Annotated in this window: 11 protein-coding genes; all 11 read left to right on the top strand. The window is 74.0% G+C overall.

Translation table 11 applies throughout. From position 1 onward, the window contains the following. The first annotated feature begins 28 nt into the window (after positions 1 to 28). The 11 genes from OG294_RS08160 (at position 29) to OG294_RS08110 (ending at position 15,583) form a co-directional block, all read left to right on the top strand. Positions 29 to 1,222 (top strand): argininosuccinate synthase, encoded by a 1,194-nt coding sequence (locus OG294_RS08160; protein ID WP_327065752.1) that lies wholly within the window; start codon positions 29 to 31, stop codon positions 1,220 to 1,222. 95 nt (positions 1,223 to 1,317) lie between these two features. Then, on the top strand, positions 1,318 to 2,742 hold the full coding sequence (argH, locus tag OG294_RS08155; protein ID WP_327065751.1) for an argininosuccinate lyase: 1,425 nt from the start codon (positions 1,318 to 1,320) through the stop codon (positions 2,740 to 2,742). Between the two features lie 294 nt (positions 2,743 to 3,036). Further along, positions 3,037 to 3,540, top strand: coding sequence for a GNAT family N-acetyltransferase (locus OG294_RS08150; protein WP_327065750.1), 504 nt, complete (start codon positions 3,037 to 3,039; stop codon positions 3,538 to 3,540). A gap of 448 nt (positions 3,541 to 3,988) precedes the next feature. Then, positions 3,989 to 5,011 (top strand): methionine ABC transporter ATP-binding protein, encoded by a 1,023-nt coding sequence (locus OG294_RS08145; protein WP_327065749.1) that lies wholly within the window; start codon positions 3,989 to 3,991, stop codon positions 5,009 to 5,011. After that, entirely contained in the window at positions 5,008 to 5,709 is a 702-nt protein-coding gene (locus OG294_RS08140; protein ID WP_327065748.1) for a methionine ABC transporter permease, read from the top strand. The genes OG294_RS08145 and OG294_RS08140 overlap by 4 nt, the downstream gene beginning before the upstream one ends. Before the next feature lie 90 nt (positions 5,710 to 5,799). Then, complete coding sequence (locus tag OG294_RS08135; RefSeq protein WP_327065747.1) at positions 5,800 to 6,627, top strand: MetQ/NlpA family ABC transporter substrate-binding protein; 828 nt, start codon at positions 5,800 to 5,802, stop codon at positions 6,625 to 6,627. Positions 6,628 to 6,785: 158 nt separating this feature from the next. Next, on the top strand, positions 6,786 to 7,412 hold the full coding sequence (locus OG294_RS08130) for a GNAT family N-acetyltransferase (protein WP_327065746.1): 627 nt from the start codon (positions 6,786 to 6,788) through the stop codon (positions 7,410 to 7,412). 202 nt (positions 7,413 to 7,614) lie between these two features. Continuing rightward, positions 7,615 to 8,835 carry a precorrin-6y C5,15-methyltransferase (decarboxylating) subunit CbiE gene (gene cbiE, locus OG294_RS08125; protein WP_327065745.1) on the top strand — a complete coding sequence of 407 codons (1,221 nt, stop codon included), beginning with the start codon at positions 7,615 to 7,617 and terminating at the stop codon, positions 8,833 to 8,835. 515 nt (positions 8,836 to 9,350) lie between these two features. Continuing rightward, entirely contained in the window at positions 9,351 to 13,367 is a 4,017-nt protein-coding gene (gene cobT, locus OG294_RS08120; RefSeq protein WP_327065744.1) for a nicotinate-nucleotide--dimethylbenzimidazole phosphoribosyltransferase, read from the top strand. 115 nt (positions 13,368 to 13,482) lie between these two features. Next, a complete protein-coding gene (gene cobA / locus OG294_RS08115) occupies positions 13,483 to 14,733 on the top strand; it encodes a uroporphyrinogen-III C-methyltransferase (RefSeq protein ID WP_327065743.1) in 1,251 nt (416 codons plus the stop codon). Between the two features lie 43 nt (positions 14,734 to 14,776). After that, positions 14,777 to 15,583: a TrmH family RNA methyltransferase gene (locus OG294_RS08110; protein ID WP_327065742.1), complete on the top strand. Its 807-nt coding sequence runs from the start codon at positions 14,777 to 14,779 to the stop codon at positions 15,581 to 15,583.

Raw genomic sequence — 15,583 nt, 5'->3', positions numbered from 1 at the left:
GCATGAGACACCGAAGAAGGAGAAAGCCGTGACCGAGCGCGTCGTACTCGCCTACTCGGGCGGTCTGGACACGTCCGTCTGCATCGGATGGATCGCCGAGGAGACCGGCGCCGAGGTCATCGCCGTCGCCGTCGACGTCGGCCAGGGCGGCGAGGACCTCGACGTGATCCGCCAGCGCGCCCTGGACTGCGGCGCGGTCGAGGCCGAGGTGGCCGACGCCCGCGACGAGTTCGCCAACGAGTACTGCCTGCCGGCGATCAAGGCGAACGCGCTCTACCAGGGCCAGTACCCGCTGGTCTCGGCGCTCTCCCGCCCGGTGATCGTCAAGCACCTGGCCGCGGCTGCCCAGAAGCACGGCGCCACCACCGTCGCGCACGGCTGCACCGGCAAGGGCAACGACCAGGTCCGCTTCGAGGTCGGCATCAACTCCCTCGCCCCGGGCCTGAAGTGCATCGCCCCGGTGCGTGACTACGCGATGACCCGGGACAAGGCGATCGCCTTCGCCGAGGCCAAGGGCCTGCCGATCGCCACCACCAAGAAGTCCCCGTACTCGATCGACCAGAACGTCTTCGGCCGGGCCGTCGAGACCGGCTTCCTGGAGGACATCTGGAACGCCCCGATCGAGGACGTCTACGAGTACACCCAGAACCCGGCCACCGCGCGGGAGGCCGACGAGGTCGTCGTCACCTTCGAGGCCGGCGTCCCGGTCGCGATCGACGGCCGCAAGGTGAGCGTCCTGCAGGCGATCGAGGAGCTCAACCAGCGGGCCGGCGCCCAGGGCATCGGCCGGCTCGACATGGTCGAGGACCGGCTGGTCGGCATCAAGTCCCGGGAGATCTACGAGGCCCCCGGTGCGATCGCGCTGATCACCGCCCACCAGGCGCTGGAGAACGTCACCGTCGAGCGCGAACTGGCCCGCTACAAGCGGCAGGTCGAGCAGCGCTGGGCCGAGCTGGTCTACGACGGCCTGTGGTTCTCCCCGCTCAAGCGCGCGCTGGACGGCTTCGTCGACGAGGCCAACCAGTCGGTCTCCGGCGAGATCCGGATGGTGCTGCACGGCGGGCGGGCGGTGGTCAACGGCCGCAAGTCCGACCAGTCGCTGTACGACTTCAACCTCGCCACCTACGACACCGGCGACACCTTCGACCAGTCGATGTCCAAGGGCTTCATCGAGATCTTCGGGATGTCGTCGAAGATCGCCGCCCGCCGCGACCTGGCCTGAGCCCCCCGGACCACCCCCTCCCGAGCCCCGGCCGCGTTCCCCCCGCGGTCGGGGCTCACCCCCACCGTCCGACCACCCAGCAAGGAGCCCACGCGATGCCGTCCGACCATCCCGCCGACGTCCGCCTCTGGGGCGCGCGCTTCGCCGACGGCCCCTCCGAGGCGCTGGCCAAGCTCTCCGCCTCGGTCCACTTCGACTGGCGGCTCGCCCCGTACGACATCGCCGGCTCCAAGGCGCACGCCCGGGTGCTGCACGCCGCCGGGCTCCTGACGGACGACGAGCTCGCCGCCATGCTCGCGGGCCTGGACCAGCTGCTGGCCGACGTCGAGTCCGGCGTCTTCACCGGCACCATCGCCGACGAGGACGTGCACACCGCGCTGGAGCGCGGTCTGCTGGAGCGGCTCGGCCCGGACCTTGGCGGCAAGCTGCGGGCCGGGCGGTCCCGCAACGACCAGATCGCCACCCTGTTCCGGATGTACCTGCGGGACCACGCCCGGATCATCGGCGGCCTGGTCCTGGACCTCCAGGAGGCACTGGTGGGCCTGGCCGAGGTGCACCCGGACACCGCGATGCCCGGCCGCACCCACCTGCAGCACGCCCAGCCGGTGCTCTTCGCCCACCACGTCCTCGCGCACGTGCAGGCCCTCGGCCGGGACGCCGAGCGGCTGCGCCAGTGGGACGTCCGCACCGCCGTCTCGCCCTACGGCTCCGGCGCCCTGGCCGGTTCCTCGCTGGGGCTCGACCCGCAGGCGGTCGCCGCCGAACTCGGCTTCGAGCGCGGCTCGGTGGGCAACTCGATCGACGGCACGGCCTCGCGCGACTTCGTCGCCGAGTTCGCCTTCGTCACCGCGATGATCGGGATCAACCTCTCCCGGATCGCCGAGGAGGTGATCATCTGGAACACCAAGGAGTTCGGCTTCATCACGCTGCACGACGCCTTCTCCACCGGTTCCTCGATCATGCCGCAGAAGAAGAACCCGGACATCGCCGAGCTGGCCCGCGGCAAGTCGGGCCGGCTGATCGGCAACCTGACCGGGCTGCTGGCCACCCTCAAGGCGCTGCCGCTGGCCTACAACCGGGACCTGCAGGAGGACAAGGAGCCGGTCTTCGACTCCTGTGACACCCTCGAGGTCCTGCTGCCGGCCTTCACCGGCATGATGGCCACCCTCACGGTCCACCGCGAGCGGCTGGAGGAGCTGGCCCCGGCCGGCTTCTCGCTGGCCACCGACATCGCCGAGTGGCTGGTCAAGCGCGGTGTGCCGTTCCGGGTGGCGCACGAGGTGGCCGGCGCCTGCGTCAAGGTCTGCGAGGCGCAGGGCATCGAGCTCTGGGACCTGACGGACGGGCAGTTCGCCGAGATCTCCGAGCACCTGACGCCGGAGGTCCGGGACGTGCTCAGCGTGCACGGCGCGATCGGTGCCCGGGACGGGCGCGGCGGCACGGCGCCCGGCGCGGTGGCCGTCCAGCTGGCGGAGGTCAAGGCGGACCTGGCCGTCCAGCGCGAGTGGAGCGGCCACTGACCACCGTCGGTCACCGGCCGCCGGTCCATCGTCGGCGGTCGGCACCGGCCACTCATCCGTCCGTGGCCGCCACGCCGTGACGTTCGAGTGATTTCCGCCACCAGAGACCGCCGGCTGGTTGAGAACAGCTGAAGGCTGGGTAGAGCGCTGGCGAACGTATCGCCGATTTCGGCTGATACGGTCATGCGCTGTTCCCGGTCAGGGCCGATCCCCGGCCGGGCGACCTCCGGCAGGCCATCCGGTGCGAAACCCTCACCCTGCGCGCCGGGCATTGACGATGGGAGGCCCCCGCACATGGGCATGAGCGTGATCATCTCGGTGGCGACCGAGCAGGACACCGAACAGATCCTCAAACTCCAGTACCTCGGCTACCAGAGCGAGGCCGAGCTCTACGGCGACTGGTCGATCGAGCCGCTCACCCAGAGCCTGACGAGCCTGCGCGAGGAGTTGGCGGACCGTCACGTCCTGGTCGCCCGGCTCGGCGGCGAGGTGGTCGGCTCGGTGCGCGGCTGGGTCGAGGAGGACGGCGTCGGCCGGATAAGCCGCCTGGTCGTGCACCCGCGGATGCAGCGGCACGGCCTCGGCGGCCGACTGCTGCGCGCCGTCGAGGAGCGGCTGCTGGCCGGCGAGCGCCCGGTGCGGGCCTTCCGCCTGAACACCGGCCACCGCAGCCTCGGCAACCTGCGCCTGTACGCGCGCCAGGGCTACCGGCAGGTCGGCACCCGCCAGGTGACCAGCGAGCTGAGCTTCGTGGACCTGGAGAAGCCCGTCGAGATCCCGCTGGCCGCCGCGGTCTGACCCCGTCGCCGCATCTGGTCTGTACCACTCAACGCCGAACGGCCCCGCCTCACGAGGCGGGGCCGTTCGGCGTTCCGCCGTGCCGTGCCCGGGTCGTGTCCGCAATGCGGACGTCACATCCTGTTCATTGGGACGCAGCGTTCTCATCTGTTTTACTGGTTTCATGACTGCGACGACGAAGACCACCGCCACCGGCACCATGCCGGCAGGTGTGCGTGGCATGTGTTGTCGAATGTGTCACTGCTGATCGGGCCTCTCGCCCCGCGGGCCGCTGCCCGCCCTCCCGCTCGATCTGCCGCCTCCCGCTGAGCCTTCACGGGACTCCGGCAGTCTCCGATCGAGCCAGACCCTCCTGAGTCACATCCCCCGCCCCCGGCGACGGCGTCACCACGCCCGCGTCCGGGCCGGCTGTGTACGACCCACCGACCCCGACCATCGGAAAGCAGCTGTGATCACCACCAAGGACCTCACCAAGGTCTACACCTCACGCGGCCGGCAGGTCAGCGCCCTGCGCGGCGTCGACCTGCACGTACGCGAAGGCGAGGTGTACGGCGTCGTCGGCACCTCCGGCGCGGGCAAGAGCACGCTGATCCGCTGCGTCAACATGCTGGAGCGCCCCAGCTCCGGCACGGTCACCGTGGACGGGGTCGAGCTGACCGCCCTGCGCGGCAGCGAGGATCGTGCCGGCCGTGAGCTGCGCGCCGCCCGCAGCCGGATCGGCATGGTCTTCCAGCACTTCAACCTGCTCTCCTCGCGCACCGTGCAGCAGAACGTCGAGCTGCCGCTGGAGCTCACCGGACTGGACCGCACCGCGCGCCGCCGCAAGGCCGCCGAGCTGCTGGACCTGGTCGGCCTCGGCGACAAGGCGCGCACCTACCCGAGCCAGCTCTCCGGTGGCCAGAAGCAGCGCGTGGGCATCGCCCGGGCGCTGGCCGGCGACCCCAAGGTGCTGCTCTCCGACGAGGCCACCTCCGCGCTCGACCCGGAGACCACCCGCTCGATCCTCAAGCTGCTGCGCGACCTCAACCAGCAGCTCGGCCTGACCGTGCTGCTGATCACCCACGAGATGGACGTCATCAAGTCGGTCTGCGACTCCGCCGCGCTGATGCGCGACGGGCGGATCACCGAGGCCGGCACGCTCGCCGACCTGGTCGCCACCGACAGCTCCGAGCTCGCCCGCGAGCTCTTCCCGCTCAGCGAGTTCGGCACCGGGCGCCCGGACGGCACGGTGCTGGAGATCACCTTCCAGGGCGACACCTCCGGCCGGCCCTTCGTCTCCCTGCTCGCCCGGACCTACCAGGTCGATGTCAACATCCTGGGCGCCGCGGTGGAGACCATCGGGGGCCGCCAGGTCGGCCGGATGCGGGTCGAGCTGCCCGGCAGCCACCAGGACAACGTGGTGCCGATCGGCTTCCTGCGCGAGCAGGGCCTTCAGGTGGACGTCATCAGCGCGATCGGAGCTCTGGCATGAACTGGGACGACATGCAGCCCCTGCTGCACGACGCGACCATCGAGACCCTGCAGATGGTCGGCATCGCCACCCTGATCACGCTGCTGGTGGGCCTGCCGCTGGGTGTGCTGCTGGTGCTCACCGACAAGGGCGGGCTGCTGCGCAACGTCGCGGTGAACAAGGTGATCGGCGCGGTGGTCAACGTCGGCCGCTCGCTGCCCTTCGTGATCCTGCTGGTCGCACTGATCCCCTTCACCCGCTGGGTGGTGGGCACCACGATCGGCTGGCAGGCGGCCACCGTGCCGCTGGCCGTGGGCGCCATCCCGTTCTTCGCCCGGCTGGTGGAGAGCGCGGTGCGCGGCGTGGACGGCGGGCTGGTCGAGGCCGTCCAGTCGATGGGCGGCGGCACCTGGGCCGTGGTCCGCAAGGCGCTGCTGCCCGAGGCCCTGCCCGCCCTGGTCTCCGGCCTCACCACCACGGTGATCGCGCTGGTCGGCTACTCGGCGATGGCCGGCACGGTCGGCGGCGGCGGCCTGGGCAACCTGGCGATCACCTACGGCTACATGCGCTTCGAGACCAACTTCATGATCGTCATCGTGATCGAGCTGGTGATCCTGGTCACCCTGGTCCAGCTGCTCGGCGACTTCGCCGGGCGCCGCCTGGCCCACCGCGGCTCCGCCGCCGGCCTGCTGGCCAAGCTGCGCCGCCCGGCCGCCTGACCGCCCCGGCCGCACCGGCGCGCAACAAGACCTCCGCCCCCGGACCCCCGGGTGCGCGGCCCCTGGTAACAACGGAGAAAGGCACTTTTCGTGCGTACCGTCCTGAAGTACACCGCAGTCCTCGCCACCGCCGGCCTCACGCTCTCCGTGGCGGCCTGCTCGTCCGGCTCCTCCAGCTCCTCGAACAGCGCCGACAAGCCGCTCGTCGTGGTCGCCAGCCCCACCCCGCACGCCCAGATCCTGGACTACATCCGGGACAACCTGGCGGCCAAGGCGGGCCTGAAGCTGACGGTCAAGGAGGTCTCGGACTACACCCAGCAGAACCCCGCCGTGCAGGACGGCTCCGCCGATGCCAACTTCTTCCAGCACGTCCCCTACCTGACCGACTTCAACAAGACCCACGGCACCGACATCGTGCCCGTGGAGAACGTCCACCTGGAGCCGCTGGGCGTCTACTCGAAGAAGGTCAAGAAGGTCGCGGACCTGGCCGACGGCGCCTCGGTGGCCGTCCCCAACGACGCCACCAACGAGGGCCGCGCGCTCAAGCTGCTGGCCGACAACCAGGTGATCACCCTCAAGGACGGCGTCGGCACCGGCGCCACCATCCGCGACATCACCGGCAACCCGAAGCACCTCAAGTTCAAGGAGCTGGACGCCGCCCAGCTGCCGCGCGCCCTGGACGACGTCGACGCCTCGGTGATCAACGGCAACAACGCGCTGGGCGCCGGCCTCAAGCCGGCCACCGACGCGATCCTGCTGGAGAAGGCCCAGGGCAACCCCTACGCCAACGTGCTCGCGGTCAAGAAGGGCCACGAGAACGACCCGCGCGTGCAGAAGCTGGCCCAGCTGCTGCACTCCGACGAGGTGAAGAAGTACATCGACGACACCTTCCAGGGCTCGGTCATCCCGGCCTTCTAGAGCCGCACCCGCGCACCGGACCGGGCCCCGCCGCACCCCGCGGCGGGGCCCGGCGCGCGTGTCGCGGGCGGTCGGATCTGACGCCCCGTCGACCCGCGGCGGAACCCGGCGCGCGCGGGGGCGTACGGTGGGTGCACCACCCGGCGAGGAGAGACGGTATGCCAGCGAGTTTCCCCGAGACCGCGATCAGCACCGAACGGCTGCTGCTGCGCCCTCTGGAGGAGGGCGACGTGCCGGAGCTGGTCGCCATGATGGCCGACGACCTGGTGCTCAGCTGGACCGACGTCCCCCAGCCCTACACCCGCGAGTACGCGCTGCACTGGGTGCGCCGGCAGGTGCCCGCACTGCGCGCGGAGGGGCGCGGGATCGCCTTCGCCGTCACCGAGCACCTGACCCAGCGTCTGGTGGGCACCGTCGAGCTGCGCAACACCGACTGGCGCCTGCTGAGCACCGAGGCCGCCTACGTCACCGCTCCCTGGGCCCGCGGCGAGGGCTACGCGGTCGAGTCGCTGCTCGGGGTGGCCCAGTGGCTCTTCGAGGACCGCGGCTTCCTCCGTCTCGAACTGCGCACCGCGGCCGGCAACACCGCCGCCCAGCAGGTCGCCCAGAAGATCGGCTGCATCAGCGAGGGCGTGCTGCGCAGCGCCTGGATAGTGCGCACCGGCGAGGTCGGCTCGGCGGGGGAGGAGAGCCGCAGCGACCTGATCGTCTGGAGCCTGCTGCCGGAGGACCTCGAACCGCTGGAGCCCGCCCACCCCTCCTTCGCCGGACTCCACCGGGAGTAGAACCCTCCTGGCGGCCGGAAGGGGCACGAGCCGCGCGGCCACCGCACCCGCCCACCAGGTAACCTCCTCTGCGGGACGGATGACCTTGCGGCGGGGGTGGGTACACCTCGCGCCCGCGGTCCCGGACCAGCCCGGAGCCCGCCGCGCGACCGCCGTGCGCCGTGGCCAGTCGTGTGGCGGGAATCGAGGGAGAACAGCCGCGATGGCGGACCGGATCACGGTCATCGGGTGGGACGGCACGCCGCTGACCGAGGCGGCCGCTGCCGCACTCGCCGCGGCCACCCTGGTGGCGGGGGCGCCCTACCAGCTCAACGCACTGCCGGTGCCGGCCGCTGCCGAACGGATCGCGCTCGGCAGCGTCGAACTGGCGGCCCGTCGGATCGCCGAGCACCGCGGGGCGGTGGTGGTGGTCGCCGAGGGGGATCCCGGCTTCTTCGGCGTGGTGCGCACCCTGCGCCGGCCCGAGTACGGCCTGGAGCTGGAGGTGCTGCCGGCCGTCTCCTCGGTCGCCGCCGCCTTCGCCCGCGCCGGTATGCCCTGGGAGGACGCCCAGGTGGTCAGCACGCACGGCGGACGGCTGCGCCGGGCGGCCAACGTCTGCCGCGCCCACTCCAAGGTCGCGGTGCTGACCAGCCCCGACGCCGGGCCCAGCGAGCTGGCCCTGATGCTGCGTGGGGTGCACCGCACCTTCGTGGTCTGTGAGGCGCTCGGCACCGAGGACGAGGACGTCACCGTGCTCACCTCCGACCGGGTGCCCGACCACGACTGGCGCGAGCCCAACGTGGTGCTGGTGATCGGCGGCAACGCGCAGACCCAGGCCGTGGACGCGCCCTCCGGCTGGCTGGCCGGGCGCCCGGTCGGCTACCCGGCCGCCGAGCGCGGCTGGGCGCTGCCCGGCGACGCGTACGACGGCGAGAGCGCGCAGATCCTCTCCCCGCAGGCGCGCGCGGTGATCCTGGCCCGGCTCGGCCCCGGGCCGGGCGACCTGGTCTGGAACGTGGGCGCCGGCAGCGGCGCACTCGCCGTCGAGACGGCGCGGTTCGGCGCGGCCGTGGTCGCGGTGGAGGCGGACGCGGCCACCTGCGCGCGGATCGCGGTCAACGCGCGCCGGTACGGGGTCGAGGTGGAGACGGCCGCCGGCCAGCCGCCCGAGGTGCTCGGCGGGCTGCCGGAGCCGGACGCGGTGGTGGTGGAGCACGGCGGTGCCGAGGCGGTCGCCGCGGTGCTGACCCGCCGTCCGGGCCGACTGGTGGCACTGGCCCGCACGCTCGGCGAGGCCGAGGCGATCCGGGGGGTGGTCGCGGCCGCGGGCTACCAGGTCGAGGGCGCGCTCCTGCAGTCCGCCCCGCTCACCGCCGACGGCGGGCTGAGCATCGGCCCGGGGGAGAGCAGCGTGCTCCTGTGGGCCGAGGCCACCGCCTGACGGGAACCTCCCAGGCCTCGAAGCCCTGGGAGCCGCGTCCCACCTGCTGGGAAGTCGGTTCCTGACGAACTGACAATCGAGGACGAATCGGACACCGTACCGCTGAGCGGTCAGTCGAGGCCGGTAGTCTGACGATCCGACCGCCGCTCGGGATCTTCGTACGGCGGTCGGCACCGACGTGGTGCAACCCACACGCGGATCGGTGTGTGGGCATTCGACTGACACCAGCCCGACCGGGAGAATGTCCCGGGGCCCGGGCCGGTCGTGCCGGTTGCCCCGGGCTGTCGTTAGTTCAGGTGACGGTGAACGGTGACCGGCTACCCCGATCGGGGCCGGTCAGCGCCGCCGGACACCGGGACCACCGGGCGGCCCACGGCTGTCGCGCACCACGTGCGACGGCCGGCAGGTTGGACTGTGGGTGGGCCGGCACGCGGCTTGGACCCGAAGCGGGCGGTGCGCCTTGGTCGGCGACCGGGCCGCCAAGGACGCGGAAGCGGCCTGGAAGGAGTGTTGACATGACCGACGGCGGTCACGTCCCCAACGAGGGACGGCCGGAGCACCTGCTCCCCGGGACCGGGACTGATCCGGCACAGGGAGGTGGCGGGTGGGGCACCGACCTCGTCGGCCAGGCCGTACCGGCAGCAGTGTCGGGTGCGGGCTACACCTTCATCGACCAGCCCGACCGGGTGGACCAGCTCGACGACGAGGACGACGTCCTGCTGATGCCGGGTCCGCAGGGCTCCTGGAGCGACGCGTCCACCGCGCCGGTGGTCTCGCTCGGTGAGGCCCTCGCGCCGCAGGGCGGCCTGCCGGGCACGGGCTACCCGGTGTACACCGCGGACGGGGTGGCCTTCCCGTCCGCCACCGTTCCGGTGCCCACCCCGATCGCCCCGGCCGGCGCCGCCTCCGCGCTGGCCGCGCCGGCTTCGCCCGCCCCGCAGCCCCTGGCACCCCAGCCCGTCGCTTCCCAGCCCGTCGCTCCGCAGCCGGTGGCCCCGCAGGTCGTCCCGCCGCAGCCGGTGGCCGCTCCGGAGCCGGCCCCCGGGCTCGTCTCGGTCGCCCCGGTCTTCCTGGAGCCGATCGCGCCCGTCGCGCCCGTCGCGCCGGTCCAGCCTGACGCCGGGTCGGCCACCGCGGTCGCGCCGGTGGAGCAGCCCGCCGAGCAGCCGCCGGCCGGTACCCCGGTCGAGCCCTCCTGGCCGCCGGTGGACCCGCCCGGCCTGGTCGCCGAGGCCGTCGCCCCGGTCGAGCCGGATCTGCAGACCGTCGTCCTCACCGCGCCCGCCGTGCCCGTCGCCGTGCCGCAGGCCGCCGCGCCGGCGGAGTCCGTCGCCGCGCCCGCCCGCCGCCCGCTGCACGCCGGTCCGCCGATTCCGGACCCCTCGCTGATGACCGGTCAGGTGCCGGTCCGTTCGCTGGCCGACCGCGGTCCGTCCGCGCCGGGCACCACGCCGCCGCACGGCATCCCGGTCGTCACGCCCGCGGCCCCGGTGGCCGTGGCCGCCCCGGAGCCGGCCGAGCCGCCGGCCGATGCGGTGGTGATCCCGGCTCAGGCCACCTCGAGCGAGTCACCGTCGGTGCCCGCCGTCCCGGTCGGGGAAGCCGCTCCGGCTGCGGAAGCCGCTCCGCTCGCGGAGCCCGCCCCGGTGGCGGAGCCCGTCGTGGCGGCCCCGGTGGCCGAGCCGACCCCCGCCGAGGGCGCCGAGGCCGCGGCGGCCCAGAACGCGGCCCCGGCCGAGCCGGTTGCCGAGCCCGCCATCGCCCCGGAGGCCGCGCCCACCGAGGCTGCCCCCGAGTCGGTGACCCCCGAGGCCGTGACCCCGGACGCCGCTGACCCCACCGTGCCGCAGGCCGCCGCACCGGCCGAGCCGGCCGCCGGGACCACGCCCGCGGAGCCCGCCGCAGCGCAGCCGGCCGCCCAGCCGACCGAGCAGGTCCAGCCGACCGAACAGGCCCAGCAGGCCCAGCAGGACGAGTCGGCCGAGACTCCTGTTGACGCACCGTCGGCGGAAGCCGCCCCGGTCGCCGCCCCGGCCCCGGAGACCAACCAGGCTGAGGAGCCGACCCTGACTTCGACGCCCGCTCCGGTCCCCTCCGCGACCCCGGCCGAGGCCGCCTCCGTGGCGCCGGCGGCCGAGCCCGTCACGGAGCCCGCTGTCGCCGCGCCCGCCGCCGAGGCCGTGCCGCCGCAGCCCACCGAGCCCGCCGCCGAGGCGGCTCCCGAGGCCGCCCCGGCCCCGGAGGTCCCGGCCCAGGCCGCACCGCCGCGTCGGATCGCCGCCTTCCTGGCCGCGCCCGCCCCGCTCGGCCTGGTCGTGGAGCCGACCGCCACCGAGCCGCAGCCCGAGGTCGCGCCGGCGGAGCAGCCCCAGGCCCAGGCCGCCGGCGCCCCGGTCGCCGACCCCGCTCCCGGGATAGCGCCCGCCGCGGAGCCCGCTGCCGAGGCGGTCGCCGAGCCCGCCGTGGCACCCGCGGCCGAGCCCGCCACCGAGCCGGCGGCCGAGCCGGCCCCGGAGCCCGCCGCCGAAGCCGCCCCCCAGGCCGCCGCCACCGCCGAGCCCAGCGAGGCGCCCGCCGCCACCGAGACCCCCGGCGCCCCGGCCGCCGAGGCGTCCGCGGCCCCCGAGGCAGCAACCGCTCCCGAGGCCGCAACTTCCCCCGAGGCCCCGGAAGCAGCCGAGGCCCCCGAGGCCGCCGCCGCTCCCGGGACCGCGGAGCCGACGGAGGCCACCGAGGCCACCGAGTCCGCCGAGCCCACGGAGCCCGCCGAACCCCGCGCCCCGGCCGCCCCCGGCTACGACGACCCGATGCGCGAGGCCGTCCACCAGGTGATGCGCGAGCGCCGCGACATCCGCAACGGCTTCCGCCCCGACCCCGTCCCGCACGAGGTGCTGCTGCGCGTCCTGGAGGCGGCCCACACCGCCCCCAGCGTCGGCTACTCGCAGCCCTGGGACTTCGTGGTGATCCGCTCCTCCGAGACCCGGCAGCGGATGCACGAGCTGGCCGTCCGTCAGCGCGAGGCCTACGCGGACTCGCTGCCCAAGGGCCGCGCCAAGCAGTTCAAGGAAATCAAGATCGAGGCCATCCTCGAGACCCCGGTGAACATCGTGGTCACCGCCGACCGCACCCGTGGCGGCCGGCACACCCTGGGCCGGCACACCCAGCCCCAGATGGCCCCCTACTCCGCCGCGCTGGCGGTGGAGAACCTCTGGCTGGCCGCCCGCGCCGAGGGCCTGGGCGTCGGCTGGGTGAGCTTCTTCGACGAGGAGGAGATGGTCCGCGAGCTCGGCCTGCCCGAGCACCTGGAGGTCGTCGCCTACCTCTGCGTCGGCTACGTGGACGCCTTCCCGGACGAGCCCGAGCTGCAGCAGCAGGGCTGGGCCAAGAAGCGCCCGCTCTCCTGGGTGGTCCACGAGGAGCAGTACGGCAACCGGGCACTGCCCGGCGAGGAGCCGCGCGGCGTGCTCGCCGAGGCCCTGCGCACCATCCGCCCGCTGGACGCCAAGGCGCTCGGCGAGGCCTGGGACCGGCAGAAGCGGATGACCAAGCCGGCCGGCTCGCTCGGCATGCTGGAGATCATCTCCGCCCAGCTGTGCGGCCTGTCCCGCAAGTGCCCGCCGCCGATCCCCGAGCCCGCCTGCGTCGCGGTCTTCGCGGCCGACCACGGCGTGCACGCCCAGGGCGTCACCCCCTGGCCCCAGGAGGTCACCGCTCAGATGGTGGCCAACTTCCTGGCCGGCGGCGCGGTGGTGAACGCCTTCGCGAACCAGATCGGCGCCGAGGTCTGCGTGGTGGACGTGGGCGTGGCCACCGAGCTGCCGGCCGCCGTCCAGCAGGGCCGCACCACCGGGCTGCTGCCGCGCAAGGTCAAGCCGGGCACCGACGACATGACCCAGGGCCCGGCGATGACCCGGGAGGAGGCGCTCAAGGCGCTGGAGATCGGCATCGAGACCGCCCGCGACCTGGTCGCGGCCGGCAACCGGGTGCTGATCACCGGCGACATGGGCATCGCCAACACCACCGCCTCGGCGGCCCTGATCGCGGTCTTCACCGGCACCGACCCGGCCGAGGTCACCGGGCGCGGCACCGGCATCGACGACGAGACGCACGCCCGCAAGGTCGAGGTGATCCGCCGCGCCCTGGAGCTGCACCACCCGGACCCGACCGACCCGCTCGGCGTGCTGGCCGCGGTCGGCGGGCTGGAGCACGCCGCGATCGCCGGCTTCCTGCTCGGCGCGGCCAGCCTGCGCACGCCGGTGATCCTGGACGGGGTGATCGCCGGTTCGGCGGCCCTGGCCGCCAAGGCCATCGCCCCCGAGGTGCTGGCCGCCTGCATCGCGGGCCACCGCTCGGCCGAGCCCGGTCACCAGGCCGCGCTGGCCAAGCTCGGCCTGCGCCCGCTGATCGACCTCGACCTGCGGCTCGGCGAGGGGACCGGTGCTCTGCTGGCCCTCCCGCTGGTGCAGAGCGCGGCGCGGGCGATGCACGATGTAGCCACCTTCGACTCCGCCGGCGTCACCGAGAAGCACTGAGTTCCCACCTCCCGACCCCGTACCGGCCCGAGGGCGTGCCGGTACGGGGCCGTGTTGCCGCACCCCGCCGCGACACACCCTGCGACCGACCCCTCACCAGCTCAGGAGTAGCCAGATGACCGCGCCGAACCCGCACCCGAGCACCGAGGGGCGCACCCCCTACCCCGTGGGGCTGCTGCTGACCGGCCGACGGGTCGTGGTGGTCGGCGGCGGCCAGGTGGCCCAGCGCCGGCTGCCCGCGCTGATCGCAGCCGGGGCCCGGGTCGAGCTGATCTCCCCGACCACCACCCCCGCCGTCCAGGCGATGGCGGACGCCGGCGAGATCGACTGGCAGCAGCGCGGCTACGCGGACGGCGACCTGGCCGAGGCCTGGTACGTGCTGGTCGCCACCGACGACCACGCCGTCAACGAGGCGGTCAGCGCCGAGGCCGAACGCCGCCGGGTCTTCTGCGCCCGCAGCGACGACGCGGCGGTGGCCACCGCCTGGACCCCCGCCACCGGCCACGACGAGGGCACCACCGTCGCCGTGCTGACCGGCGACCCGCGCCACTCGGCCGCGCTGCGCACCACCATCGTCGAGGGCCTGCGGGACGGCAGCCTCAGCGCCCGCCAGTACCGGCAGCGCACGGCCGGTGTGGCGCTGGTCGGCGGCGGCCCCGGTGACCCGGACCTGATCACGGTGCGGGGCCGCCGGCTGCTCGCCGACGCCGACGTGGTGGTCGCCGACCGGCTGGCCCCGCGCGAGCTGCTCGCCGAACTCCCGCCGCACGTCGAGGTGGTCGACGCCTCCAAGATCCCCTACGGCCGCGCGATGGCCCAGGAGGCGATCAACCGGACGCTGATCGAGCACGCCAAGGCCGGCCGGTTCGTGGTCCGGCTCAAGGGCGGCGACCCCTATGTCTACGGCCGCGGCGGCGAGGAGCTGCTGGCCTGCGCCGAAGCCGGCATACCAGTGACGGTGGTGCCCGGCATCTCCAGCTCGATCAGCGTGCCGGCCGCCGCCGGCATCCCGGTCACCCACCGCGGCATGACCCACGAGTTCACCGTGGTCTCCGGCCACGTCGCGCCGGAGGACCCGCGTTCGCTGGTCAACTGGGAGGCGCTGGCGGGGATGACCGGCACGCTCGTGCTGCTGATGGCGGTCGAGCGGATCGGCGCCATCGCCGCCCGGCTGATCGCCGGCGGACGCGCGGCGAGCACGCCGGTCGCGGTGGTCCAGGAGGGCACCACGGCCACCCAGCGCCGGCTCGACGCGACCCTCGGCACGGTGGCCGACACCGTCGCCGCCCAGGGCGTGCGCCCGCCGGCGGTCATCGTGGTCGGCGACGTGGTGCACGTCCTCGACCCCGCCACCCGCACGGCCTGATCCGCCGCCAGACACCCCGCCGACACAGCCCCCCGAGAGCAGCATGACCGAGCCGCAGACCATCACCGATCCCGCCGACCCCCGGCTGGCCGACTACACCGACCTGACCGACGTCGAACTGCGCCGTCGCCGCGAACCGGCCGAGGGGCTGTTCATCGCCGAGGGCGAGAAGGTGATCCGCCGGGCGCTCGCCGCCGGGTACGAGATGCGCTCGATGCTGCTGACCGCCAAGTGGCTGGAGGTGATGGCCGACGTGATCGCCGAGGCCGACGCCCCGGTGCACCTGGTCGAACCCGGGCTCGCCGAGCAGGTGACCGGCTACCACGTGCACCGCGGCGCGCTCGCCTCGATGGCCCGCAAGCCGCTGCCCGACGTGCTGGAGGTGCTGACCGGCGCGGGCCGGATCGCCGTGCTCGAAGGGCTGGTGGACCACACCAACCTCGGCGCGATCTTCCGCAGCGCCGCTGCCCTCGGCATGGACGCGGTGCTGCTCTCCCCGGACTGCGCCGACCCGCTCTACCGGCGGGCGGTCAAGACCTCGATGGGCGCCGTCTTCTCCGTCCCCTACGCCCGGCTCGACCCGTGGCCCGGCTCGCTGGCCACCCTGCGCGACGCGGGCTTCCACCTGCTCGCCCTCACCCCCGCCGAGGGCTCGGTCGAGCTCGCCGCTGCCGCCCCGCACCGCCTGCCCAAGGCGGCGCTGATGCTCGGCGCCGAGGGCGACGGGCTGACGGACCAGGCGCTGGCCGCCGCCGATCAGCGCGTGCGGATCCCGATGGCGCACGGAATCGACTCGCTCAACGTCGGCGCGGCGGCGGCCGTCGCCTTCTACGCCGTCAACGCAGGCTGA

Origin of the sequence: Kitasatospora sp. NBC_01302, assembly GCF_035976515.1 — a bacterium.
Classification (GTDB): domain Bacteria; phylum Actinomycetota; class Actinomycetes; order Streptomycetales; family Streptomycetaceae; genus Kitasatospora.
The sequence above is the reverse complement of the archived record's forward strand: the minus strand, read 5'-3'. Positions and strand labels throughout refer to the sequence as shown.